Source organism: Leptospira ainlahdjerensis, from assembly GCF_016919175.1.
Lineage (GTDB): Bacteria > Spirochaetota > Leptospiria > Leptospirales > Leptospiraceae > Leptospira > Leptospira ainlahdjerensis.
The window spans coordinates 35,935-61,304 of sequence record NZ_JAFFPU010000063.1 but is presented as its reverse complement, the minus strand read 5'-3'; the positions used below and the strand labels follow the sequence as shown (position 1 = coordinate 61,304).

Annotated in this window: 24 protein-coding genes; 13 read left to right on the top strand and 11 right to left on the bottom strand. The window is 41.5% G+C overall.

The window, feature by feature from the left end; all coding sequences use genetic code 11:
• Window positions 1-546: 546 nt before the first annotated feature.
• The 3 genes from JWG45_RS15865 to JWG45_RS15855 all read right to left on the bottom strand — a co-directional run bounded on the left by JWG45_RS15865 (window position 547) and on the right by JWG45_RS15855 (window position 4,224).
• Window positions 547-2,439 (bottom strand): AMP-dependent synthetase/ligase, encoded by a 1,893-nt coding sequence (locus tag JWG45_RS15865; protein ID WP_205280620.1) that lies wholly within the window; start codon window positions 2,437-2,439, stop codon window positions 547-549.
• A 63-nt stretch (window positions 2,440-2,502) separates the two neighbouring features.
• Window positions 2,503-3,261 (bottom strand): helix-turn-helix transcriptional regulator, encoded by a 759-nt coding sequence (locus JWG45_RS15860; protein WP_205280619.1) that lies wholly within the window; start codon window positions 3,259-3,261, stop codon window positions 2,503-2,505.
• 111 nt (window positions 3,262-3,372) lie between these two features.
• On the bottom strand, window positions 3,373-4,224 hold the full coding sequence (locus JWG45_RS15855; RefSeq protein ID WP_205280618.1) for a pirin family protein: 852 nt from the start codon (window positions 4,222-4,224) through the stop codon (window positions 3,373-3,375).
• A 739-nt stretch (window positions 4,225-4,963) separates the two neighbouring features.
• On the opposite strand from JWG45_RS15855, the gene JWG45_RS15850 reads away from it, so the two are divergent.
• From JWG45_RS15850 to JWG45_RS15830, 5 genes are all read left to right on the top strand, one after another.
• Complete coding sequence (locus JWG45_RS15850) at window positions 4,964-5,599, top strand: leucine-rich repeat domain-containing protein (protein ID WP_205280617.1); 636 nt, start codon at window positions 4,964-4,966, stop codon at window positions 5,597-5,599.
• Between the two features lie 297 nt (window positions 5,600-5,896).
• Window positions 5,897-6,187: a hypothetical protein gene (locus JWG45_RS15845; RefSeq protein WP_205280616.1), complete on the top strand. Its 291-nt coding sequence runs from the start codon at window positions 5,897-5,899 to the stop codon at window positions 6,185-6,187.
• 68 nt (window positions 6,188-6,255) lie between these two features.
• A complete protein-coding gene (locus JWG45_RS15840; protein ID WP_232380718.1) occupies window positions 6,256-6,888 on the top strand; it encodes a hypothetical protein in 633 nt (210 codons plus the stop codon).
• A 990-nt stretch (window positions 6,889-7,878) separates the two neighbouring features.
• Window positions 7,879-8,844, top strand: coding sequence for an MBL fold metallo-hydrolase (locus JWG45_RS15835; protein WP_205280615.1), 966 nt, complete (start codon window positions 7,879-7,881; stop codon window positions 8,842-8,844).
• 80 nt (window positions 8,845-8,924) lie between these two features.
• Window positions 8,925-9,914, top strand: coding sequence for a cytochrome-c peroxidase (locus JWG45_RS15830; RefSeq protein ID WP_205280614.1), 990 nt, complete (start codon window positions 8,925-8,927; stop codon window positions 9,912-9,914).
• Between the two features lie 276 nt (window positions 9,915-10,190).
• Here the strand turns inward: JWG45_RS15830 and JWG45_RS15825 are convergent, their stop codons facing one another.
• The 4 genes from JWG45_RS15825 to JWG45_RS15810 form a co-directional block, all read right to left on the bottom strand.
• Window positions 10,191-10,592 (bottom strand): DUF3703 domain-containing protein, encoded by a 402-nt coding sequence (locus tag JWG45_RS15825; protein WP_205280613.1) that lies wholly within the window; start codon window positions 10,590-10,592, stop codon window positions 10,191-10,193.
• A gap of 412 nt (window positions 10,593-11,004) precedes the next feature.
• Window positions 11,005-11,340 (bottom strand): nucleotidyltransferase domain-containing protein, encoded by a 336-nt coding sequence (locus tag JWG45_RS15820; protein WP_205280612.1) that lies wholly within the window; start codon window positions 11,338-11,340, stop codon window positions 11,005-11,007.
• A complete protein-coding gene (locus JWG45_RS15815; RefSeq protein ID WP_205280611.1) occupies window positions 11,337-11,720 on the bottom strand; it encodes a HEPN domain-containing protein in 384 nt (127 codons plus the stop codon). Before JWG45_RS15815 ends, JWG45_RS15820 begins: the two co-directional genes overlap by 4 nt.
• A 6-nt stretch (window positions 11,721-11,726) precedes the next feature.
• The gene (locus JWG45_RS15810; protein ID WP_205280610.1) at window positions 11,727-13,007 is read right to left on the bottom strand and encodes a citrate/2-methylcitrate synthase; all 1,281 of its coding nucleotides are present in this window, start codon (window positions 13,005-13,007) and stop codon (window positions 11,727-11,729) included.
• 116 nt (window positions 13,008-13,123) lie between these two features.
• On the opposite strand from JWG45_RS15810, the gene JWG45_RS15805 reads away from it, so the two are divergent.
• The 7 genes from JWG45_RS15805 to JWG45_RS15775 all read left to right on the top strand — a co-directional run bounded on the left by JWG45_RS15805 (window position 13,124) and on the right by JWG45_RS15775 (window position 19,891).
• Window positions 13,124-14,221, top strand: a complete 1,098-nt coding sequence (locus tag JWG45_RS15805; RefSeq protein WP_205280609.1) for an AraC family transcriptional regulator — start codon at window positions 13,124-13,126, stop codon at window positions 14,219-14,221.
• Between the two features lie 99 nt (window positions 14,222-14,320).
• The gene (locus tag JWG45_RS15800; protein ID WP_205280608.1) at window positions 14,321-15,289 is read left to right on the top strand and encodes a M24 family metallopeptidase; all 969 of its coding nucleotides are present in this window, start codon (window positions 14,321-14,323) and stop codon (window positions 15,287-15,289) included.
• 114 nt (window positions 15,290-15,403) lie between these two features.
• Window positions 15,404-16,234, top strand: coding sequence for a metal-dependent hydrolase (locus JWG45_RS15795; protein WP_205280607.1), 831 nt, complete (start codon window positions 15,404-15,406; stop codon window positions 16,232-16,234).
• Entirely contained in the window at window positions 16,231-17,055 is an 825-nt protein-coding gene (locus tag JWG45_RS15790; RefSeq protein ID WP_205280606.1) for an SDR family NAD(P)-dependent oxidoreductase, read from the top strand. The genes JWG45_RS15795 and JWG45_RS15790 overlap by 4 nt, the downstream gene beginning before the upstream one ends.
• A 162-nt stretch (window positions 17,056-17,217) precedes the next feature.
• Entirely contained in the window at window positions 17,218-18,195 is a 978-nt protein-coding gene (locus JWG45_RS15785; protein WP_205280605.1) for an alpha/beta fold hydrolase, read from the top strand.
• A 144-nt stretch (window positions 18,196-18,339) separates the two neighbouring features.
• Window positions 18,340-19,365, top strand: coding sequence for a hypothetical protein (locus JWG45_RS15780; protein WP_205280604.1), 1,026 nt, complete (start codon window positions 18,340-18,342; stop codon window positions 19,363-19,365).
• Between the two features lie 16 nt (window positions 19,366-19,381).
• Window positions 19,382-19,891, top strand: coding sequence for a C40 family peptidase (locus JWG45_RS15775; RefSeq protein WP_205280603.1), 510 nt, complete (start codon window positions 19,382-19,384; stop codon window positions 19,889-19,891).
• A gap of 158 nt (window positions 19,892-20,049) precedes the next feature.
• Here JWG45_RS15775 and JWG45_RS15770 read toward each other — a convergent pair whose 3' ends face one another.
• The 4 genes from JWG45_RS15770 to JWG45_RS15755 all read right to left on the bottom strand — a co-directional run bounded on the left by JWG45_RS15770 (window position 20,050) and on the right by JWG45_RS15755 (window position 24,157).
• Entirely contained in the window at window positions 20,050-21,045 is a 996-nt protein-coding gene (locus JWG45_RS15770) for a hypothetical protein (RefSeq protein ID WP_205280602.1), read from the bottom strand.
• 84 nt (window positions 21,046-21,129) lie between these two features.
• Window positions 21,130-21,792, bottom strand: coding sequence for a S1 family peptidase (locus JWG45_RS15765; protein ID WP_205280601.1), 663 nt, complete (start codon window positions 21,790-21,792; stop codon window positions 21,130-21,132).
• 369 nt (window positions 21,793-22,161) lie between these two features.
• A complete protein-coding gene (locus JWG45_RS15760; RefSeq protein WP_205280600.1) occupies window positions 22,162-22,743 on the bottom strand; it encodes an NAD(P)H-dependent oxidoreductase in 582 nt (193 codons plus the stop codon).
• A gap of 526 nt (window positions 22,744-23,269) precedes the next feature.
• Window positions 23,270-24,157: an alpha/beta fold hydrolase gene (locus tag JWG45_RS15755; RefSeq protein WP_205280599.1), complete on the bottom strand. Its 888-nt coding sequence runs from the start codon at window positions 24,155-24,157 to the stop codon at window positions 23,270-23,272.
• Window positions 24,158-24,301: 144 nt separating this feature from the next.
• Between JWG45_RS15755 and JWG45_RS15750 the strand changes: the two genes are divergently transcribed.
• A complete protein-coding gene (locus JWG45_RS15750; protein ID WP_205280598.1) occupies window positions 24,302-25,303 on the top strand; it encodes a class I SAM-dependent methyltransferase in 1,002 nt (333 codons plus the stop codon).
• The last annotated feature ends 67 nt before the right edge of the window (window positions 25,304-25,370 follow it).

Here is a 25,370-nt window from a genome sequence, read left to right as displayed (position 1 = left end):
GGCTCGTTGGTAAGAAGAAGTTAGGATTATTGCGGAATGTAGGGAAGGATTTGTAGAATAAGATTCTCTCGCTCACCCACGATTCTAATTGTATTCAAGCCGAATGTTTCCGCGCTAAAGCGAACTATAACACTGCTAAGATAGTTCTAATTCAAAGTCCCCTCATTTAAATCTAGATGATTACACGGACTTTGCTAAGAATCGAATCACTGGTCGCATACAAAGTCCTATTCTAACAATAAAATTTCTTTCTCTGCTTGATCTCTTTCCAGAATTCCATCGAAAATGATAGAATGGCTCCTTGTTGTGAGTTTTGAGATTCTTTTCATTTTGTTGTGGATGTTCGAGAGACGTTTCCTCTGGAAGACCGGTTCTCGAATGTTTTTGCATATAAGTTTTTGAAAAAAAAGATCATGTTATACATTCATTTAGTTTCACCAGACTTCCTTTCTATCTTTGTTTTGCTTGCCGCGCAAAACTGACTGTATTCTAATTTTCTTAAGTTACGATCGTTTGTTCAAAAACTTATCGCCTCAGAGGAAAAATTCATTGATACATTGAATCGATTAATTCTTGGTATTTTTCCGTGATTATATGGCGTTTGATGGACATTTTCGCAGAAAGTTCATCTCCTACTTCGAAGGCCTTTGGTAACAAACGAATATCTACAACCTTTTCAAAACTCTTAAATCCATTTTCTGAATTCATTGTATCTTTAACTTCGCGCATAATTTTTTCTCGCACAATTGGATTTGCTGCGAGTTCTTGATATGTTTTTCCAAAGTCTTGAAACTGATCGAGAACGGGGAGAACTAAGGCTCCTAAAAATCTTTGATCCTGTCCAACGACCATGATCTGATCGATAAAGGGTGATTGTGCAAGTTTGTTTTCAATGGGAACAGGTTCGATATTCTCTCCATTGAGTAAAACTACGGTTTCTTTTGTTCTGCCTACTATTTGGAGTGTGTTGTTATACGTAATCATCCCAAGATCACCGGTATTCAGCCAGCCATCCTTGGTTAGAACTTTGGCTGTAACTTCGGGACGTTTATAGTAACCTTTCATGATTTGAGGGCCGCGTACATGAATTTCCCCTTTCACACCTTTTTTAGGCGGATACAAAATTTTTCCGCTCTCCACATCTTTCAAAAGTATTTCCACTTCGGGAAAAAGCGAGCCCACGCTTCCGATTACCAAATGATCCGGTGTACGGAATGCGATGCCTGGAGAGGTTTCGGTTAAACCATATCCTTCGAACAGAGGGATTCCAATCGCATTAAAAAATTCATCAATATGAAGAGGCAGCGCTCCTCCGCCTGAAACTGTACCACGCAGTTTGCCGCCGGTTGCCTGTCGAATTTTCTTAAGAACAATTAGATCAAGAAGTATATAAGGAATAGTGAATACGATGATTGTTAAAAGAGATTGTCCACCCATCGATAATGATTGTAGAATATTTCTTCCTTTCAAATCCAGGAGATTCCCTCGGAAAAAATGCAGAGAACGTTGAACCATTAGTGCGCAAAAATAGGCGCACTTAAATAGGAGTCTTTTTGTCGTCGATCCGGATTGGATTTTAGACTGAATCCCGTGGAAAATATTTTCCCACAATCGTGGTGCCGATGCCATAAAGGTAGGTTTAACAATTAATAAATCTTCCTTAATATTTCGTACATTCGTGTAATACTGTCCGGCCCCCATCGCAATCGTTCCCATCTGAAAAACCCTTTCGAAGCTGTGCCACACGGGTAAAATTGAAAGGAATCGATCGTTAGGACCGATATCTATCGGAATGTTACGCAATTGCGAGATCATATTGGCATGAGTTAGCATGACACCTTTCGGTTCTCCGGTTGTGCCGGAGGTATAGATGATGGTAAATAGATCATCGGGTTTAATAGCGGCGACTCGTTCTTCCACTTTGCGGTCACCGGAGGCTCGCAATTTTTTTCCTTTCGCAATTAGGTCTGCCATTCGAATGATTTTTTTATCCGTAATGTTCGCTTCGTCATCCATAAGGACAATTTGTGTGACGTTCGGCAGATGGTTTAGATTCTTCTGCACTTTTCTCAATATGGATTGATTTTCAACGAATACAATTTTTGCGTCAGAATGAGGGAGAATATAACGAATATCTCCATCTGTTACATCCGTTCCCCGTGGAACATCGGCGGCGCCGCTTAACAATATTCCATAATTTGCAATGATCCATTCTTTTCTATTCTCTGATAAGACGGCCACATGTTCGCGAGCTTTCAATCCCAATTCAGCCATCAACCCCGTTGCGAGCGCTACGCCTGACTCATATACTTCGCGAAACGTTATGGTAACAAATTCTTTGTTTTTATTTCTTGTGCCAAATGCGGCCTTGTCTCCGTATTTCTGCGCCGAATCATAGTACAACTCCGCTAAGTTTTTTGCCGTGACTTTTGAACTCATTTTTCTTTCTCTCCGATATCGAGACGATATCAAATTTTAGAAAAAGGGTCTTGAACGAAGCGGCTATTTTGAAAAGAAGATCGCGCTGAAAGGCTCGTTCTTTTTTGTAAAGTCGGAGGGACTAATTCCGAATGATCGCCGGAAAATTCGTGTAAAGTGAGATTGGTCCGCAAATCCTCCTTCATACGCAGCATCCAGCAAGTGCGGGTGAATCGCCAAATTATCGACAGCCTTCTTTGTTTTTAACCAAAGGCGATAGGCAGAAAAAGGGACACCGGTTTCCTGTCTAAAAAGATGGCGAAAACGTTCGACCGATAATCGAGCTTCAAAAGCTAAACTTGTAAGAGAGAAATCGTCCAGCTCAACATTGGAAATGCTTTTTTGAATACGCTCATCCAACTCGCCCTTTCCTCTCATCGGAAAATCTTTATTTAGAATATCAAGAAGTTGTGTTCTTACTTTCGTATCGGACGAACTTAGAATGGACGCTATCTGTTCCTTTCTTTTGTCGGTGAAAATATCACCAACTTCAAATGCGGAGTGATGAGCCTCCAAACTTCTTTCGTAAAAAAGATGATTTCCTGTGGTCAATGGATCTAGAAAAAATAATGTTAATTTACCTTCCACTCGTCGCATTTCGTGACTTACGCCGGATGGAATAAAAACAGAGTTATATGTCTTCCAGTCGCCGTCGCGAGTGCGTAATTGAACACGGCCTTCATCGGGTAAACTAATCTGAATATAAAAATGGCTGTGACGTCCCGTTAAAAATCCATCACCTCGATATGTAGCAAAATCATTCCATATTAAAAATTGCTTCATATTCCTTGAATCTCAAAACCCGGAATATTCGGCGAGCTGAAATGAAGCTCCGAGCACCTCTTTGTTACCGCCGAGACCTTCGGATTCTACTTGTTAGCTTCCGCTTTCCTCTCAATTGATCCACTCTCCAAATTTGCCCGATCTGTAATCCGCAAAAGCTTGGATGATTTGTTCTTCCGAATTCATCACAAAAGGGCCGTGTGCAAAGACCGGTTCTCGAAGCGGCTTGCCGGCGATCAAGAGTACTTTCAAATCCTGAATGGCATGCACTTGGATTTCGCTGTCGTATTCAACGGAAGGTTTCATCCAAAGGACTTCTTGTTTTCCGGCGTGAACCTGATCGGCTCCGAAGATTCCTTTCCCTTCCAATACATATAAAAAACCATTGTAGTCTCGCATTAGATCCTGTTTAGCAGTATCGCCCGCCTTTATCGTAATTTCTACCATGGTAACGTTTGCATAATTTTGAGTGTTCGATTTTATATCGCCGGAAGATCCTGAAATGACTCGGTATTGAACTCCATCTTCATTCCGTATCGGCGTATCACGATACAAAATATCCTGATATCGCGGCTCGCTCATTTTTTTATCAGCCGGTAAATTTACCCACAATTGAAGTAGATGAGCGAAGTGACCTTCTGGGGCTTCTTCCAAATGCAACAAACCCTTTCCTGCGCTCATCCATTGTGTATCACCTTTATTTAATGTTCCTTTGTTCCCTGTGTTGTCCCTATGATCCATTACACCATCAATCATATAAGATACGGTTTCAATACCACGATGGGGATGAAAATCAAATGCTCCTTTTCGCATGTTATCCTCTGCCATCAAAAGGAATGGATCAAAACGTTCCCAATCACCAGGCGGTAAAATGATGCCGGCTTTATGTATCGGCGAATCAACGCGAGGTATGAGGTTCCATTTTTCTTCTATTTCTCTTTGTATGACGTTATACGTTTTCATAACCTCAGGTTATCGTTAAAAATGAAATCCGTAAATCTAATTTTAGAGAGAGCAATACCATTGTATAATAATACAAGTGATTCATTTTGGAAATTTTAAAAGAATAAAACCATTATAAAAGAATCATAAAGCTTCCTTGAATCAATTTCGAAAATTCAAATTGAGGGATCGAATTGAAAATTCCAAAATAACGCTTTTCTTTCTTTGAAAATCGACTCCTTCCTTGTTTACTTTTGGTGAATTTATTAACCGCATTTTTACCATTTTTTATCTTGTAGCTGGATACGATTACGATTCTCCCTTTCCAATTGAGATAAGGGATCGCGTGAAGTGTATGAATTCACTTTTCCAAGAAATTGATTTGAACAATTGGTCTAAAGATTAAAAATATTTGGGGTTTGTTTGCAAATATCTTTCCGCGCCCACTTCTACCTTAAATTTCGACTCAAAATAAATTTTTGAAATACCGGAGGAGGATTTGTTTTTTTACCGATTTTGTAAGAATCACAAAGTTTGCGATTGTTCTCAGTAGACAAGGTATAATCGCAAGCTTTGCAAATGAAAAGAAATTATGGATTTTAGTTCTAACTTTCCTGACTCGACAATTGCTCATTCTTCGAATTTTGAATTACTGACGAATGGAGTGCTAAATATTTACGATAATCTGACCGAGATGGACTGCAGATCCATTTTAAAGTCAGGTGAACTTAGTAGTATTCAATTTGGGCGACGATTTGAAGTGAGTGATAAAACGTTCGGACTGATCAATCGTAAATTACTGACAATCGCAAAAGCTCCTGATTTACGTCTGATTTTAAATGGATTCGGTGCAGTCGACAATTTGGATTGTTTAGCCCAATTGCCGAATTTAAAATTTCTTCAGGTTGATATGTTCAAAAACGATCAACTCGATAAGATGAATCGATATTTGAAACTGAAATTTCTAAGAATTTCCGGGAACGGCATTTCCATACGTCCTATTGTGGAGCAAACAGAATTGGAAGAGATCTCCCTTGCCGAAAAACTAAAAGATATCGAAGTGATCGGCTCTATGAAAAATTTGAAAAGAGTTTCCTTTACAAAGGTTTCATTAAAGAATCTAGATTTTTTACTACCTCTTAAGAACTTAGAGGAACTTCATTTTATGTTAGGCTCCGCACCGGATTGTAGTCGACTACCTGAAATTGGAAAAATAAAAAAATTGTCTTTCATGTTGGTTCCGAAATTAACTATCGAAAATCTTTTACCGATCAATCGGATGAAATTCTTAAAAGAACTTGAGTTCAGAATGCAACCTCATCTATATCATTTGGATTGGCTTACAAATAAGAAAATTAAAACGAAAGTTGTAAAATGTAAGAATTTTAAACAATAGTAATGCAGTTTATCGTAAGTGTAGAAATTTTGAGGCGCAGTTAAAAAAATAGAATAACAATCGGTTTATTCTAAAATGTTAGAATGCGGAATGATTTGAATTTTCGCAAATTTGATTCTATTGTATTTAAAAGAAGTTTTATTCATGTTTCAGATTGATTCGGAATTATTAATTGGAAAAACGCAAGACAGCAAAGAGGTTGCTAACTTTTTCATTGCTCTCAACGAAAATCCTAATATTGAATCTTTTGCTGAGTTTCAAATTTGGGATTTCCCTCGAAACGGAATCACCTTCTACTTGAATGAAGATCAACAGGTGGTCGTAATATTTTTATTCGGATCGGCTGATGAAGAACATTTAGAATTCAAAGGAGTTCTACCTCGAAATATCTCTTTTGAATGTGGAAGCAGAGATGTTGCGGAGAAACTTGGTTTGCCGAGCTTGAGCGGTGCGGGAAATTCCGATCGTGGAGAATGGGAGCGGTTTGATTTTACTGACGTTTCCATTCATTTTGAATATTTGCTTTCCACAAAATGTATTAAGGTGATCACATTGATGTCGCCTTCGTTTCTCAGCGGAATCGGGTAAGTTCGGGAACGGACTGATCAACGTTATATAGATACCGATAGAATATCATTGAACTTTAAGGAAATGGAATGCCGAATTGCGACTGGTATGGAACCGTAGAAGATCATAGAATCATACTCGATTTTTTATTCCAGGAAAAGAACTGTCTGATCTACGAGCTTTATTCAGACTATGAAAAGCCTCTCAAGTTATTTTCTAATACGAATGAAATCATTGAAGAGTTTGAAAGAACTTATCCAAATAATAAAAAATGGAATACGATCCATTTGAATATTTATGTCCAGGGAAGTGGTCCGAAGTTTAAACCGACAAAAATACGATTGGATCCCAAAAAATGCCAGGGAGCTACATTTCGATACAGCGCGGATGGGTTAGGGATGATCCAGTTATATTTAAGTGTAAGTGAAGATGGGAATTTAAAAAAATCTCATACAAACCATAATTCATTTAAGAGGATTGAGAAATGGAAAGAATTTAATTTTACGAGTATTTTCTCAAAAAAATGGAATTCCGAAATTATCAATAAATTTTCAAATAAACTAGTTAGAAAAATTAGATCAATGGCCTACGCAAAAATTGGTTCTCGAATCATAACAGAGAATGCCTTCCTCCTATGGGAAAATGGATATTCATTCGATCAGTATAAAAAAGAAACGGATCCGATTGAGATACTTTCAAAGAAGCCAAAACTCGGTAAATAAATTTTGCTTCTCGATCATTTTGTGAATTGTATTATTTTTGAAAATCGAGGTTTCTTTCAATTGATTAGCTTTCGATTCTGGTGCGAGTTGTTTGACTCTGGAGTGATTGCTCAGGATCAATTCGAGAAGCGTAAGCGGCTATAGAAACAAAGCCGATTTTGAAGATTGTGCATGATACAGATGTTGAGACCTTTTGTTGTGTGATCCTTCCCGAATTGTAAACCGCTCCGACCTTGAAACACATTTCAACATTCTAAAAAGAAATCGAATGGAATTATTCTTATTGACACTGTCTATTGAGAATGTTAAGAATTTTTCCCATGGCCGGTGCATATTCCTTTCCTACATTTCACACATCGGCAAATCCCCACTCCAACCCGTCTCTCCGGAACGTCCAGGTAGCAGCATTTTTTACTGCTTCGGTAAGAAAAAAATTTCTAAAGTGTATTCCAGCTTCTTTGCATTCTTCGCCTAAACCTAAATTATCGAACGGCAAGGATCGTTTTACTCAAAAAAATCATCGCTTAGACGTCGATAAATATACACAGATCAGTAAGAATCTATTATCTATTCTCAATCCCAAAAATTCTTCTGAGTGGTATTTTTCTTTTAACAAAGAAGTATTCACGAGAGAGTTTGTGACTCTTTGTTCTGAATGGAATTGCTTAGGCTCAAAGACTTCTTCTACTTATTTAGAACATTTGAAATTACCGGTATGGGTGTTCTCTTATCTATCCATTGAATTGATTGAACTCATTCCATTTATTAAGGAATTTGAATCGTTCGTTTAGGAAGACCCATTGGTAAAAAGAAGTTTGGACTATTGCGGTATTGGAGAGAATGGAAGTGCGTCATAAGCTTTGTCGGGCGCTTGCAACACCCTGCGGGATGTGGACCTGCTCTTGCGGGCGAGTCCCGATATTGTTTTAGTCGCTTCCGTGGAACCTCGGTCTGTTTGACAATTTTCAATTCTGAAATAGGAGAATCTTTATGCCGTCTTTTGAAAAAGAACCCTTTCGGGGATTGTTTACGATCGACTGCGATTACATTTCTCCCGGTATCGCTTGTGCTTACCTCGTCGTGGAGGGGGACGAAGCGGCTTTTGTTGAAAACAATACCAATCACTCGGTTCCGATCCTTTTAGAAGAATTGGCAAAGGCCGGTCGCAAACCCGAAGAAGTAAAATACATCATCGTCACTCATGTTCACCTCGATCACGCGGGTGGAACCGGACTTCTTGCAAAACACTGTCCGAATGCTACGATCCTCGCACACCCGAAAGCGGCGAAACATCTGATTTCCCCCGAAAGGCTGATCCAGAGTTCGATCCAAGTTTACGGAGAGGAGAATTTCAAAAAACTTTACGGTGAAATCGTTCCCGTTCCCGCGGAACGTGTGAAAAGCCCCGAAGACGGAGAAGAGATTCGATGGGGAAAAAGAAGATTCAAATTCTATTATACACGCGGTCACGCAAATCATCATTTTTGCATATACGACTCTCTGAGTAACGGAATTTTTACCGGAGATTCTTTCGGTCTGGGTTATAGAGAATTTGCTGTCGGCAAAAATCCCGTCTTGTATCCTTCCACAACTCCGACCGATTTCGACGCGGAGGAAGCGATGAATACGGTGGACACGATTCTTGCGACGGGAGCGGATAAGGCGTATCTGACTCACTTCGGGGTTTGGAGAGATTTGCCTTCCGGCGCACGCCAGATGAAACAAGGTCTCCACGCGATGCAAAATATTCTTTCCTCCGGTGAAAGATCGGGTCTGGAAGGAGAACCTCTCTTGGAATTTTGTACGGGAAGAATTCGTTCTTATTTGGAAAGAGAAATTTCCACTCAGGGAATTGCCTTCGGAGAAAGGGAAGAGAGGCTCCTCGGGTTCGATTCTAAGATCAACGCCCAGGGACTGGTCTTCCAGATTGAGAGGAAAAAGCGAAAGAAGATCTGAAAAAGAATTGTCTTTTAGAATGATTCTAAATAGAATCTATTTTTAGAATCATTCTAAATTAAATAGAGAGAGGAACTGGTATGAAAAAATCTACATTGGGGGCCCTTTTTTTGGTGCTCCTCGGGGTCGTTTTGGTTTCCTGTGGGCCGTCTGAAAAGACGAAGAAGCTGATCGAAGATTCTAAAAAGATCTTCGGAACCATTCCGGAAAAAGTTCCGGGTGGGGAAGGGGATACTCCGGAACTGATCCAACTCGGAGAAAAGTTATACTTTGAAAAGAGGCTCTCTGCGAATGACACGCAGGCTTGTAACTCCTGTCACAACGTTGCCGGAAAGGGCGCCGGTGTGGATAACCTTCCAACTTCTCCGGGAGCCTTTGGGAAGAATGGGGATAGAAATTCTCCTACCGTTTTGAACGCGGGTTTTCACATCGCTCAGTTTTGGGATGGAAGAGCAAAGGATTTGAAAGAACAGGCGAAAGGTCCGATTCTAAATCCCGTAGAGATGGCGATGCCAAACGCCGCCGAAGTTGAAAAGAAAATCGGCGCGATTGCGGAATACCAAGACCTCTTTGCAAAAGCGTATCCTAAGGATGATAAAAAAATTACCTATGAAAATCTCGCCGGTGCGATCGCCGCTTTCGAGAGAACTCTCGTTACCAAAGACCGGTTTGACGATTTTCAGAAAGGCGATCACAGAGCTCTTTCTTCAGAAGAACAAGAAGGTCTGGAGAAGTTTTTGGCGACCGGTTGTACGGCTTGTCACGTGGGTCCTCTTTTTGGCGGTAACTCTTTCCGAAAATTAGGTCAGGTGAATCCTTATGAAAATACCACCGACAAAGGCCGCGTTGCGGTTACAAAGAATCCGGCCGATGCTTTTGTTTTTAAAGTTCCGTCTCTTAGAAATATTGCGATTACCGGTCCTTATTTTCATGACGGGAAAGTCGCTTCTCTGGAAGAAGCCGTCAAAAAAATGGCTCATCTTCAACTCGGTAAGGATCTCTCGGATTCCGATACAAAGTCAATTGCGACTTTCTTGAAGGCGTTGACCGATAAGAAGAGGTCTAATTAACTGGACTTACAGAATTGAAACCTATTCAGCCGGCGGTTGCAAACGCGATTGGCCGGTCTTTTTTGTACATCGGCTTTTGCCGTTTTTTTAGGTGAAATTTGTGGGAACTCCCCGTTTTTCGCTTTGAGGCTTTGCTTTGAAAGCGGCACCTTCTCCGAGAAAAGTGTGAGTTCCTACTTTTTCGAAATCTTCAGAAACACTTTGATCTCCCAAGAAACGTGGGAACTCCCCCGAAAATTCGGATTTTCATTCTAAACCCCGTTTTTAAAACTTTTTTCAGGAAACCTTTTCTTTCAGACCGGACAAACCCTTTCCCGAAGTGTCAGCGTTTGCGAGGAGTTCCCGCAAATCTTCCGGAAGAGGAAGGGAAGCAAGGATCGGAACATTCGCCCCGCCCGTATTTCCGACCGGAACCCGATTGAAAAGAGAACCAAAACCACCGACGGAAACCCGCAAGAGCTGACCCAAAAACTCTCTCCAGTCAGCCCTCCGAGTTGCAAAGACGAGCATTCGAAAATGAATCCCGGTATGCGGAACCGGATGATATTGACCGATCAGGTGAGCCCTCTCCAGAAATTTCCAAGCTTTATCCCAATTCTTCTCTTTGAGATTGAAACGATAGGAATCCAGTTCTTGTCTGTAAGCTGCTTTGAAATGTTTCGGCATTCTAAAATTCATAGGACCTCTCGAATAAAAGATCTTTGAATGATAGAAGAAAACGAACGAAACGTCTTGAAAAAAGGGGCTGTTCTCAGGAAAATATTGTTCGATCGGGAGAAGAGTGGAAAGGGGGACGCGCCGATTTCATATGGAAATCTCCTTCGAGGATTTCTTGCCGCGGCTTTTAGAACGAATCTATGCCGTTTGTATCAAACTGAATGTAGAGTAAAAGAGGCGAATTTTGAAACGGTCCGCTTTGAAAATGGAATCTTTCCATTTTTTCGAATCGATAGAAGGTAGAATTGAAACTTTTAGAATCTTCTTTTCGTATTCTTTACCAAAACAGACGGATATGAAGAGATCCGAACTTTTTTGGATCCACGTTCGGGATATAGGAATCAAAATCGAAACTTCCTTGGAAAGAAGTATATTACAAAATTGGAATCATCTCTGCGAAGACCGTTTTCCAAAAACCGGGATATTGACTTTGTTCTCGGATCTTCTCCCATTCTTCTTCCGTATAAACGAATAAGTTCCATTCGACAGGAATTTGCAAGAGTTCTTGTCTTTTTAAAAAGGGAAGATCCGTTTTCGTAATCACGATCAAATCGACATCGCTATAAGCGTGTGCGGAATTTCTTGCGACGCTTCCGAATAGAAACGTCTTGATTACTTTTTCCCGAAGGGCAGATTGAATATTTTGGATCAATTCTTCTCGACTCATTCCGTCGAGAGGATTTCTTTTTGGAAAAACGATCACGCTCATTTGAGTTTTTCTTTTACGATGCGAATCAATGTTTCCGCAAATACGACGGCTTCTTTCGCCTGTGATTCTTCAAAGTATTCGAACGGCGCTCCGTCCGTAAACGCATCGGGGTAACGAGTGGGAATATAATACAAATCTAATTTTTGTCCGATGGATTCGATTTCTCCGTTTTCGTTCAGCTCTTTTGCGATCGTCTTTACGGAATTTGATTTTACGAGATCAGCACCGCGAAAATAAGCAAGAGCATTGAGAGTTTTTTCTCCCACTTGTTGGCAGACAAAACACGTCTGCGCAAAGAAACCCGATTGCAAAGAAGCTTCCGCCCATTCCAAATCTCTTTCGGCTTGGGCGAGCCAGTCTTTCCCTCTCGGGTTTTGCATCGTCGTTTATCTTTCAGAAAGAGGAACGTATTTTCTTCCCATCTCTCCTGTATAGATTTGTTTCGGACGAGCTTTGCTGTAGTTTCCGGAAACACGCTGTTCTCTCCAGTGGGCTAACCATCCTGGGAGTTTTCCGATTACCTGCATCGCAGTGAAGAGTTCTTTCGGAATTCCTATCGAGTTGAAAATTACGGCGCTGTAAAATTCAAGATTCGGATACAGGTTTTGATTGATATAATATTCATCATTTTGCATGTATTCGTCGATCTTGAGAGCTACTTCCGCGATCGGATTGAGCGGATGTTTTTTATAGAATTCGTGAAATAGTTTTCCGGCGATGATCGCTCTTCTGCTCTTTGCGGCGTAAGCTTTGTGACCAAAGCCGTTTGAAAAAAGTCTTTCCGAATCTCCTTTGAACTTCTCGAAGTATTCCGCGACCGTCTTTCTGGATTTGATGATGTCTTCGATCAAACCGACCGCCGCGACTTGACGTCCGCCTTCTCTGGAACCCCAGAGCGCGTTGATCGCGGAAGAGATCGAAGCAAAAAGATTCGCCTGAGTCGAACCGATCACTTGAACGGTCGTATTGGAAACGTTCTGTTCGTGATCCGCGTAAAGAATCCAAAGTTGATTGAGAATCCGATCCACGTCTTCGCTTGGAACGTGATCCTTGGAAGGAATCGAAAACAACATATAAAGAAAGTTCGTACAATACGGATGTTTGTCCAAGGGATAGACGAAAGGTTGACCCGCGATTTTTTTGTAACTGAAGGCGGCGATCGTTCTTATCTTTGCGAGAAGTCTTGCGGAATGATCGATTCCTTTGTCCAAGGATTCTTCGTATTCTTCCGGATAATAACTGGAAAGAGAAGTCACCATCACGGAAAGAACCGCGAGCGGATGTCCTTTACCGGGAAAGCCGTCGAAGAGATTTATCATATCTTCGTGAATCAAAGAGTGTTTCGAAAGTTTTAAGGAGAAGTCCTTGAGTTGTTGTTCGGTGGGAAGTTTTCCGTAGATCAAAAGATAACTCGTTTCCACAAAGGTGGAGTGTTGAACGAGGTCTGCGACGTCGTATCCTCTGTATTGCAGATCACCGGAGTCCGGATCTCTTCTAGAAATACGACTCACTGCATAGGCGGTATTAAAAAAACCGGGATCGTAAGAAATGAGTCCGGTTTTTTGATGGAGTTCGCGAATATCGATTCCCTTTTTTCCATCCGTTCCGGCGATCAATGGCAACTGGTAGGATTTCTCCCCAACTTTGATTTCAATGAATTCACTCATACCGATAGGGAACCTTAGAGAATGGTATGCGTCAATTCTTCTAATTTCGGGAACGTTGATTTTTCCCGTTTCTTCTGGACAAAACTTCGGGGTCGGCTTTCCTTCTCGCATTTCCTATGTACCCGAATTTCACTCCGGACTTAATCTGGCTCGGCCTCCAATTTTTGATCCAACTCGGTCCCGGATATTGTATTCTTCTTTTTTTCGTCGAGTTAGCCAAACACAAGCGCGGAGAAGAATTTACCGGGATGTTTTTCTTGGCTCTTCTCCTGGCCTCGGTGGAATCTCGGATCGGATTTGTTTCGATTCCAGGAACGGAAACTTATCCGTTTCTCTGGATGTTCTTTTTTTCCTCACTTCTCGCGATGGGCCCGGCGCTACTTCTCGTTTTGGGAAGAATGTTAGAATTTGCACTGGAGAAAAAAATCCCTCTAAGGAGACATTTTTTTCCGGCATATCTCGCGATTCTTTGCGAGTTGATTTTTTTTCTTTTCCCCTTGGATTCGAGGAAGGAACTGCTTCAGGACGCTTTTATTCATCGAGATAAAAGCCCGATTTCTCTACTGATCGGAATCGGATATCTTCACCTAACACTCTATTGTTTTTATTCGGTTTATCTTTTTTGGAAATCCTTTCGGGAAATCGACTTTCATCTTTCGAAGCTCGCGTCTTGGATTCTTCTCATCACGATCGTTTCGGTACAGCTTTCCGGGATCGGATTCTATTTGGATTTTCCGAAACTTTTCGCGTTCGCATCGATTCTAATGACGTTCGGAAACGGTCTCGTCTTCGTGTTCACGGCGCGATATCCGAACTTTTTCAATTCTCTAAAGTTAGAATTACAACAGAAGAGATACGAGAAAACACAACTCGGTGGAATCAACTTGGAAGCGATTCGCGCCCGATTGACCGAACTCATGGAAGTGGAAAAAATTTATCAGGAAGAAGAATTGCGGATGCAAGATCTGGCCGAAAAACTTCTGATCACACCACATCAACTTTCCAGGATTCTCAACGAAACGTATGAGAGGAATTTCAATGAGTTCGTCAACGGATTCCGAGTAAAAGAGGCCCAAAAGATGCTTCTGGAAGAACCGGAAAAGACGATTCTTTCGATCGGATTCGAAGTCGGTTTTAATACGAAGTCCACGTTCAACGCACAATTCTTAAAAATCGCGGGAATGACACCGGCGGAGTGGAGAAAAAAAATCTAAAAATCGGTCGGAAATCATAAGATCGGACGAATACTCCTGTAACATGCGTTAAAATCTCCAAACCGAACCGGCGTCCAAGAGTTCGAAAGGAGAGGAAGAATGTCTCGTGAGTATTATACATCTGCGGATCTAAACGATTTTAAGAATGTGCAAAAACTTGCATACGATGCGGTGGAGTGGGTCCGCGAACGCCTCGTAGAAGGGATGACCGAAAAAACCGCGGCTTCTCTGATCGATTCTTATATCTACGAAAAGGGCGGAAAGAATTTCTTTCATTACGGATTTGCGTGGTTCGGAGACCGTACCTGCTTTCGAGGATTCAGAAGGCCTCTCACTTGGAAACGAATCGGAGGAGACGGACTTCTTCCTCACTTTGGATTTCAGTTTCAACCTTCCGATCGAAAGTTAAAAGAGGGAATGGCTGTGATCTTGGACGTTGCGCCTAACGTGAGGGGTGTGACCGCCGACGTGGGATATTCTTTTTCATTTGGAAAAAACGCGGAAGTAGAGCAGGGACGCAAGGATCTAAAAGAATTTAGAACTCTTATCTTAGAATTGGTTCTCGCTGAAAAAAACATGGGCGAGATCTATCAAGCCTGCGACGATCTCATCCACGATCTCGGTTATTCCAATTGTCATACGATTTATCCCAACGGAGTTTTGGGTCATAAAGTAGGAAAAGTTCCGGCCTCGAGTTTTCCGGCGGGAAGACTTCTCGGTTTTCCGCCTCAGACTTTTCTTTATCTGGTTCCTCAAATTCTCAAAGGGATCTTTGCACCTTCCTCCAACGCTTCTCCTCTTTGGGGAGAATTTACGAAATCGAAAGTGGACGCGGGGCTCTGGGCCGTCGAACCGCATATCGGAAAGATTCATTTTGGTTCGAGAGCCGAAGAAAGTTTCGGAGTGAAATGGGAAGAAATTTTAGTCGTAAGCGATACGGAAGCGTTCTGGCTGGATGAAAATCTTCCTCACGTTCGTTTCTGGGAAGAAGAGGAACGGATTGCAAAATTAAAAAAGGTTCTTCCGAAGACAAAAAAGACAACCAAACTCCGAGTCGGCGCTGCGTAAAACCGGATGGGAACGGTTCCATCCGCGGAGATTTTCCGGAAATGAATCTTACTATAGAAAAAAGTCAATTCTGAACTTAGAATATTCCAAAATAATAATAATTACGGAAGAATAATGAACCAAATCGAAAAGCCGGACTATCCGGTTCGAAAGCCCCGATTTCAATTTTCAAAGGACGTCCCGAAACACTGGTGTGGAGGAAACGCTTCCCTTACTCATGTTTTGAACGCGTGGACGATCCTTTTTCCGGAAGGAGAAAAATACTTTATTCGAACGATTCAGAAATACATTCCCAAGCTCAAAGAGGGAAAGGTGAAAAGAAACGCGATCGCTTTCGTTGGTCAAGAGGCGCAACACGCGGGAGAACACAAAAAATTCTGGGAGAATCTCAAAGACCAAGGATATCGTTTCGAAGGTTTTATGAATTTTGTGGTTTGGTTTGCCTTCGGCCTTTTGGAGAAACTTTTCTCCGAAAAAATGAATCTGGCCGCAGTTGCGGGGTTGGAGCACTACACGTCTCTTGTCGCGGATCTGGGATTACGAAGCGGACTTCTCAAACCGGCTCATCCGGAAATGAGAAGACTTTTCGAATGGCACGCGGCCGAAGAATTGGAACACAAGTCGGCTGCCTTTGACGTGTTGAAAGAGGTCACTCAAAGTTATTGGATTCGAATCGTGGGAATGTGTATCGCGTCCGCCATATTTTTTATGTTTACGTTTGTCGCGGTCTTACTTTTTCTCTGGCAGGATGGAATTCTTTTTCGAATTCAAACTCAGAAAGAATTGTTTCAGCTTCTCTTTACAAAGGAGAAGATTTTGCCTTTGACGATGCGAGCGGCGTTTCGATATTTTAGGTTTTCCTTTCATCCGGAACAAGAAGACAATCTCTACCTAGCCAAAGAAATTTTTTCATCCCAAGAACACCAATACAGAGAAGTGATATGAGCAAATTGAAAGAGAAGACGATTTTAATCACTGGAGCCAACGGAGGTTTCGGAAGAGAATTGACCAAACAACTTTTGGAAAAGGGGGCCGATCTGATTCTTACGGATCTTAAGGCTCCAAATACGGACGCGGATTTTTATCTGCAGAGAAAGTGGATCGAAAACTATAAAAACGGTTCTCATCCTTCCTACGTTGGAAAAATTCTCGGAAGTTTTTCCGGAGACTTACAAACGCGAGAAGGTTGTAAGGACGTTTATCAAAATACGTTGCAGATTTCTCCGAAGGGAGTGGACGTGTTGATCAACAACGCAGGCCTCGCTTTTAAAGGCGGGCTTTTAGACGTTCCCGATAAAAATTGGAATCTGATCCTGGATGTAAATCTTTACGCCCCGATTCATCTGAGTCGTTTGTTCGTTCCCGCGATGTTGGAAAGAAAACAAGGGCAGATCGTAAATCTATCTTCCGTAGCGGGTCACGTCGCCGCCGGAGAACTGATCTACTATTCCATTTCCAAATTTGGAATTCGTGCGATGGGAGAAGCGATGGACGCCGATCTTCGTAAAAAAGGAGTCGCGGTGACGAACGTATATCCGTTCTTTGCTGACACCGGAATTCTCAAGTCGCAACAATTCGGAAAACAACAGGATATTCCGATGGGAATCGTGGACAGTCCCGTAGCGGTCGTAAAAGCGATCGTAAAAGGAATGGAAAAAAGAAAACTCCATGTCTTTCCAGGTATAAAATCCAAGACAATCAGCTTTTTTAGTCGAATGACTCCGAATATCGTTCATAAGGTCACGAGTCTCAGCGACCGACTTTAGGAAAGTAGATTAAGAATACATTGTATAACCTCCGGCCCTATTTTGATAAGCGAAATCGGGTCCATGTGATTCTTATTTTAAAATTTACGCGGGGAGAATCTGGTAACGATCGAAAGCCGTTTCATCCAGGCACGAGCAAATTCTTAAAAATGGAAAAATGAAATGATAGCCTTATCATCCGAAAAACAAGAAACATTCCAAAAAACGAAAGCGATTTCTTCGTTTCAAACTACCTTTGTTTGTAACGGAAATTTGAATCTCTTTTTAAAATACAATACGACCGCTTCGCAACGTCCGGATCGAGAAACAATTCTTTTTGTCCACGGATTTCCGGACGAACATTCGACCTGGGATTCGCAGTTACATTCTTTATCAAAAGAATTCAACGTGGGCGCTTTTGATTTGAGAGGCGCGGGAAATTCGAGTAAACCCGAAAAACAAAAAGATTACAATGCGCAAGTCGTCTTTCAGGATTTTGAAGCTGTGATTCGTTTTATGGGAAACGGAAAACCCGTGCACCTCGTGGCTCACGACTGGGGAGCCATCTTATCTTGGGGGTTTGTAGGCGATTTAGAATATTCTAAAATGATTCTTTCTTACACCGCGATGGGAGGACCACATCCGATCCTCGCGAGAAATCTGATGTTGAGTTATTTTTTCAGCCTGAGTCCCAGGAAAATCTGGACTTCTCTGAAACAATCGGCGAAGTCGTGGTATATTCTATTCTTCCAGATCCCTTGGCTTCCGAATTTCTTACTTTCCAAGTTTACTATGTTTTTTTGGAAATATCTGATGTATGCGGCCGAGATTCCAAAAAAAGATCCGATGCGAAATTTTTCAAGAGAGGAAATTCTAAAAAGCGCCCTTTATCCGATCCACTTATACCGAGAACTCATCCAAGGAAAAAAATTTCCAACGCCTAAAAGAATTTCGATTCCGGTTCGAGTTTTCGTGCCGTTACGCGATATGGCGATTTGTCCCGAAAGTTACGATTCCCACGCGAACGTTTGCGATTTTTTAGAATCGACTCTTGTGGATTGTAATCATTGGATTCAAAAAGAAAAACCCGATTTTGTAAGCGAAGAGATTCGAGCTTTTGTGAATCGAAATTCTTCCCAAAAAAATCGAAACCGCAAATAAACCGAGAATTTTCGGCGTATATCTTGAGAGATGGATTTTCATTCGGAGTTTGAGAAAAGGTAAAAGAAAAAAAACATAGCCGTGAGGCTCACTCGCGTAAATTTAGTATTTTGATATACTAGATTAGAATTTTTCACCTGCTCCATGATATATGCACAACTTAGAAATCAAACGATTTCAATCCGGCCGATTTTAGGCGTTTTTCTTTTTTGCTTTTTAGTTTTTCCTAATTTTGCGGAAACAAAATCAAAAGATAAAGATTTACAAGACATCGTTCCTTTCGCTCAGGCGAACCTGGAGACAAAAATAGATCCCGTTCCGGCTAACGTAGATCCGAAAAAAATTGAGGCTGAACGAAGGGTCGATCAACGAAAGGGGAATTGGAGTTTTCAGTGGGGTTACAACCGCGATTATTACACACAGAGCGATATCACGTTTAAGGGACCGGGTTACAATTTTACGCTCAAAGACGTAGTTGCAAAGGATAAACCGGAAAAATTCGATACTTCGGTTTATCTCAATCCCAGTCTTTGGGAAATTCCGCAATACAACTTCCGCTTAACTTATTATTTTGCGGACCGATTTTTCGTCGCCTTCGGTCAGGATCACATGAAATACGTGATGAGCCGCGGTCAGGCGTCGAATATCACCGGTTATATAGATCCGCTCGCGATTCAAAGGGCTCATCTTGGGACTGCGTCCGATATGGCGGTTTATCTTTTTTTATTTCCGGATGCCTACAAAAGATTGGAAGGATATCACGGCGGAGAACCGATCAGCGTTACCCCCGACTTTTTGAAATTCGAACACACGGACGGTTTAAATTTTCTCTACCTGGACGTGGGGACGATTCAGCCTTTGTGGGTTTCGTCTAACGGAGAAAATGCGTTGAGTTTTGTTTCTTCCGTGGGCGGAGGGCCGATCATCGCACGAAGCGACGTACGGCTGTTTGGCGAAGGAAAGAACAATCACTTTCACACATCCGGATACGGAGTATCCGGTTACGTGGCCGGAAGAGCTGATCTTTATAAATATTTCTTTTTTGAATTCGGCGCAAAGGGGGGATACATCGACCTTCCGAATATCTTTACGACGGGGCGCTCCAAAGATCGTGCAAGTCAGAATTTCGGTTTTTTGGAGATCATAGTTTTCGGCGGAGTTAATTTCTAATTCGTCTAATGTAGGAATGTATCCTTCCAAACTTGTTTTCTTTTTTTATCTGTGTATGATCGCGGTTTGTTTTGCGATCTTACACGGAGAAAAAAAGAATCCGGACGAATCCGAACTTCGGAAATACTTTCAGATCAATCATAAAATTTCCATTGGCCCGAAGGATTCTCTTTCTCTCTATAAAGAAGTCTATCGTTGGCTCGGAACTCCTTACAAAGATTACGGAACCGACGAATCCGGGATCGATTGTTCCAGTTTTACGAGTAAAATTTTATCTAAAGTTTACGGATCGAATTTGAGCGGACCGAGTTATACGATGGTTCCTCGAACCACTTTCATCTCAAAAGAAGAATTGAAGGAAGGCGATTTGGTTTTTTTTACGATCTCCGGAGAAAAGGTGAGTCACGTAGGAATCTATCTCAAAGATCAAAAGTTTGTTCACGCTTCTACAAAACGAGGTGTGACGATCAATTCCTTAGAAGAAGAGTATTATAAAAAATATTATACTTCTTCCGGAAGACTTTAGATTCAAGATTCAACCGCCTTGCGGCTTTTATTCGAGTTCTCGTCGTTAGAAATCGTAAATTCGGAAAATGGAATATTCGGAAAATGGGATCCATTCCCCGCCTACGAAATTGGAGGACGGGGAATCTTGAAAGACACAGAGGTCATTTTCAAATTATCTTATTTGATCGTAACGTTACAATCACCTGAAATTTTATTGTCGGTGTCGATCTTGATATCGCATGCGACGTCATAAGTGAACTTATCCTTGTTATAAGTTCTGCTTACGTTTACTGTACCGCCGCCCACGGAGCCGGAGACGGAGACGGTTCCTGTTACGATATCCACATAGCTTGCCTTGAACTTGAAGTTGTTGCTCGAAAATGTGGGAGCTTCCGTAATCGTAGGTTTGCTATTGAGTTCGATATTTACGTCTTGTGTAACGCTTACTGCCTGTGCAGAGCCGCCGTTGATCGCCAAATTGGGAGAAGTTGTAGTATTTTTTTCCACATACTTGATGGTCATCGTTTGCGTTGCCATGTCCGCACTTGCAAATTCTACTTTAGAATCTCCTGTTAGGGTGATATCTCCGCTTGAGACCGAGGTTGTTAAGCTTGGATAGTTGAACCAGTCGCTGCTCTGAGAGGCACATTTATCCATTTTCACTTTTCCGTCCAAGTTCATAGAAAAGGACATTCCACCTGCTCCCATTCCGGCGGTATAAACTACTTTCATTTTGTCCAGGGTTGCGGTTCCGGAATTGTTACCTCCGATTTTACAATCGACGGTACCGTTTAAAGTAGCCGAACAAGAAGTCGCGTTGCATGTACCGGACTCTCTGGTTAGGCTCGTTGGGAAAGATTGGATCCCCTTTTGTAAAACGGCTACACTTGATTTTTTTTGGACATACGCTACCAGTTTGTTCTTTTCCATTTTTGGAACCGAAAAATTAAAATTCGTAGCAACGCCGCCTTGAATACTGGAGCTGATCGAATTGGATAAACCGGCAACCGCGGCTCTCACCTGCGTACTTGTTTTAGTGGCGTTCTCATTCGCACCCGTAGCGATTCCTAACAGAAGTAATGCGCTGACATCGTCCGATTTCTCCTTTTTACAGACATAGAATTGACCGATCAGTATCGTTAGGCAAATTATTTTTGTAAACTTTCTCATCATTAAATACACTTCCTTATAAGCAGAAAAGTGATAATACGACACGAAGATTTTGTCAAATAAATATTTCTATATATATATGAATTCTTAGTATAGGTCGCGCAAAAAAACTTTTAGGTAACCGTAAGGAATCACCAATCCGATTTGACTGCCTTCGGTGATACCGATTGAAGAACGGACGATTCCAAATGCTTTTCCGTTTTCCAAAAAAACACAGGAGCCGCTTGCTCCGGGATAGGCGATCTGGTTTACTTGAATAAAAGGAATTTCCGGAAAGGATGGATCGAATTTTCTTCGTTCAACATGGGAAATATATCCGAAATAAATACCCGGTGTTCCTCCATAAGCGCCGGTCCACGCAAAAACTTTAAGGCCTTCTATAATTTCGGAACGGTCAACAAATTCTAAATTATCTTTTGGGAAGATGTCCGAAGTTTCTTGAAGCTGGAGCGAGGCCAAATCGAATTTTTTCTCCACCTTAAGTAGTGTCACTTTGAAGAAATTTTTTCCATCATAGGAAACTAAAATTTCGTTATAAAGATCCCGAAGAATATGTTCCGTTGTCAGAATTTGATTCTTTCCAAAAACACATCCGGTTCCTAACGGAGCCAAATTTTTATCTCTATAAATCAAAACGGAGCGATTTTTTTTATCCTCCCATTTCCCTGCGGATTCTTTAGGAGTGTGGCAATTCGTAATAAAAAGAAAAAGAAAAACGTATAAGAAGGATAATTTTTTATGTTCTTGCATGAAATCGTCTCCGAGAAACTTTCGATACAGCCAAAATGATTTTAAACGAATCATCAAGAAATTTATTTTTTACAATTCTCGCACAAAACTAGCAGTCGAATCGTTCCCGTTAAAATAGAAATGTCATAAAAGTCAAATCGACCGATTTCGTAAACGTTAGCCGTCAGTGTTCCTGTGAAACGATCTTTTGAAGAATGAATTTCGGTTCAACGGAGATTCGGATCGTTGGCCGGCGATTCTAATTCTTACAAAGATATTCGTTGATTCCCGTTAAAGACATTTGTGAAAACGATGAAGCCGAATCGTTTCATAAAAAATAAAAAGACCGGACGCTTTTAGAAAAAGCTTTTTGATTCACGGAAGACATTCTCAAAGAAAGTTAGCGATCTTTCGACATTCTTCGATCCAATGGGAACGCTCCAAGTCGGTTGCGTGTTTCAGATTATGGCGATAATACCGTTCGACGTTTCGAAACCCGCAAAATCGGAATATGCCGTATTTAATCGCAAGCCAACCCGGATCTATAAGTGCGATGAGAAAAGGTGCATCGAGGGTGTAAAAGCAGGAGATCTTTTTTTGACTCATGTATCCTTGCGGGAAAATCGAATTACGTGGACGATCCTTGAATGAATAGACGAAATCGGATGTGATCACTCTATCGATAAAACCTTTTAGAATCGCCGGGAAGCCGTGCCACCAAACAGGATAGATAAACACAAGATGATCCGCTTCCAAGATGAGCTCGCGATAGGAAGCCATAGAGGGATCTTTGTATAAGTCGCGTCTGCGATGAGCTTCATCCACTTGTAAAACGGGATCGAATTTTTCGGCGTAGAGATCGATTATCTTCACAGAGTGATTCAGAGATTCGAGCGTTTCCGAAATCGCGTCTAAAATCGCCTTGGTAAAACTCTTAGGATTGGAATGACAATAAACGAGAAGAAATTTCATAATGGAAAACTTTGACCGATTTTATTTACAACGATTGAGTTGAAGTTCGAAGAATCTGACTAAAAACTTTTTAAAAAAGACTCTCTTTTTTTCGGAAAAATACAACCTTAGCCTGGATTTAATAACGCCCGGATTCTCATTTCGACATCTAATGAATTTTAGGAAACATCCTTCTTAGAAAGGATCACCTTACCCAAAAGTTGTCTGGATTTTTGGAAAAACCGTCGGAACTACGACAATTCATCCGTAAAAGTCGCGGGCCCCACCCAAGTTTTGGGTGGGGGGCGGGTGGTGGAAAAATTCCGGAAACTTTCCTCTATCACAAAATTCTAATTTTGCAAGCGCAAATTCCCGTGTAGGAATTCCTACAAAACCTTTTCTTGTAGGATGCTCTCGTTGCAGTTTGCGGGTAAGGATTTTCTTAGAAAGCGAAGGGCCGTTTGATAAAAGATCTTTCCTTTTTGTTTTCGAAGTTTGCGGCCAAAGGGAATTTGCGAGCACTCAGTCTTCCAAGAAGAATTTCTTTTTAAGCCGAGTATTTTTTTACAAAGTTCTGAATGAGATCCGTCACTACTTTCGGTTGCTCTCTGTGTACCCAGTGATTGGAATTTAATCTGTGGATTTCAATCTTCTCCACATAATCGCGGGAGTTTTCGTAAACTTCGGGAAGGACTATGAAGTCCTTTTCCGGAACGATCAATTGTACGGGAACTCGAATGGTGGAAGGTTCGGAGATTACGGTTTTACCGAATAATAGTTCTCGAAAGAGATTGATCGGAGCGATCGTCGCGCTATAGATATCATTTCGACTAATCTGCCTTAGACGATCCTTCTCGGGAACACCTCCCAGGTCCATCATCAGTTTATAAATGGGCTCTCCGAAATTCTGCCAGAGAAACTCCGGCAATATAGGAATTTGATAAAACCAAATATACCAGGAACGAAAACCTTGATCCAATACCTTTCTCCAATTTTCAAGTTTGAGACTGAAGACGTCGTCGATCATTCTTTTTCCGGCGAGCCAAGGGTGAGGTCCGGAGATAGCGGTAAAGGATTTGATATAATTTGAATATTCAGGATCACTAATAAGTAACCATCCTAAGGCGGCTCCCCAATCGTGTCCAACAAGATGTATTCTCTTATCCTTGGAAAGAAATCGAATCGCTTCCATAAGATCCGGAAGTATCGATGCGTAATTGTATTCGGATTGCTCCAAGGGCTTTGACGATCTCCCAAAACCTCTCAGATCGATTGCTCCTAGTCTATAAGAAGTTTCCAAAGCCTCGATCTGCAGATCCCAGGTTCTATGAGTATCCGGATAACCGTGAACGAAAAGAATCACGTCTTTGGATTCGGTTTCGGAATAAGTAAGAAACAATTTTACTTTTTGATTTTCGAGGTAAGTGTATTTCAAGATTTCTCTCCCGGTTTTTTCGGACCGAATCTTCGCAAAAAGGCCAGGCTATCCTCGATTTATACTGCAAATTTTCCAGTCTTTTTAAAGATTTTTAATTTTTGTTCTGGTTGGATTTTCGAGCGGAGATTCTATCTTGGTTTCATGTCTGAGAATGGATCCGAGGAAGCAAAGTCGCTTAACGATTCCGGAAATCCTAAGGTGATGTTTCGAAACCGTCTCTCCAGAATGTCCAAACACTGGAGGAAATGGGCGCGGAAAAGAGGGCTTCAATGCTTTCGAATCTATGACAGGGATATCCCTCAAGTTCCGGTGAGCGTCGATCTCTACGGTCCTTACTGTCAAATTTCCGCCTATAAGAATAGATACGAAATTTCTGAAGAAGAAAGAGAGAGGGAAAACCGAGAAATCGGCCAGATCGTATCCGAAGTTCTAAACATCGATTCGAAACGTATCTTTTGGAAAAAGCGAGAACCTAAAAAAGGAACACAACAATACGAAAAACATTCCGAACAATCGGAGTTGTTGGAAGTAGAAGAGAACGGTCTTCTTTTCTACGTGAATCTTTCCGATTATCTGGATACCGGTTTGTTTTTGGATCACAGAATCACTCGGGATCTAGTTCGTAATGAGGCAAAGGATAAGAAATTCTTAAACTTGTTTTCGTATACCGGTTCCTTTACGGTTTATGCCGCCGGTGGAGGCGCCTCCAAAAGTCTCAGCATCGATCTTTCCAACACGTATTTAGCTTGGGCGGAGGAAAATCTTCGAGCGAACGGATTTTCGACGACGAAACATAGAATGCTCCGCGCAGACGTTATGGAATGGCTGCGAACCGAACGAAAAGAAAACGACCGTGAAAAATACGACTTGATCGTGGTCGATCCTCCGACCTTTTCCAATAGCAAGAAGATGGCCGATATTTTCGACGTGCAAAGAGATCACGTTGAAATCCTGAATATTCTCTATCGAGACTTTGCACTTCCCGGTGCTGTCCTATACTTCTCCACCAACTTTCGAAAGTTTCAGCTCGCGGAAAGATCGATTCTTTGGGATCAAATAGAAGATATTTCTAAAAAGACATTGCCTGAGGACTTTCGAAACGAAAGAATTCATTTCTGCTGGAGAATGCAAAAACCAAGTTGATCTTTTGTAAACGGGAACGAATGTATTACACCAACTTAAATCGTAATCCAAAACGAAAGGATTTTAG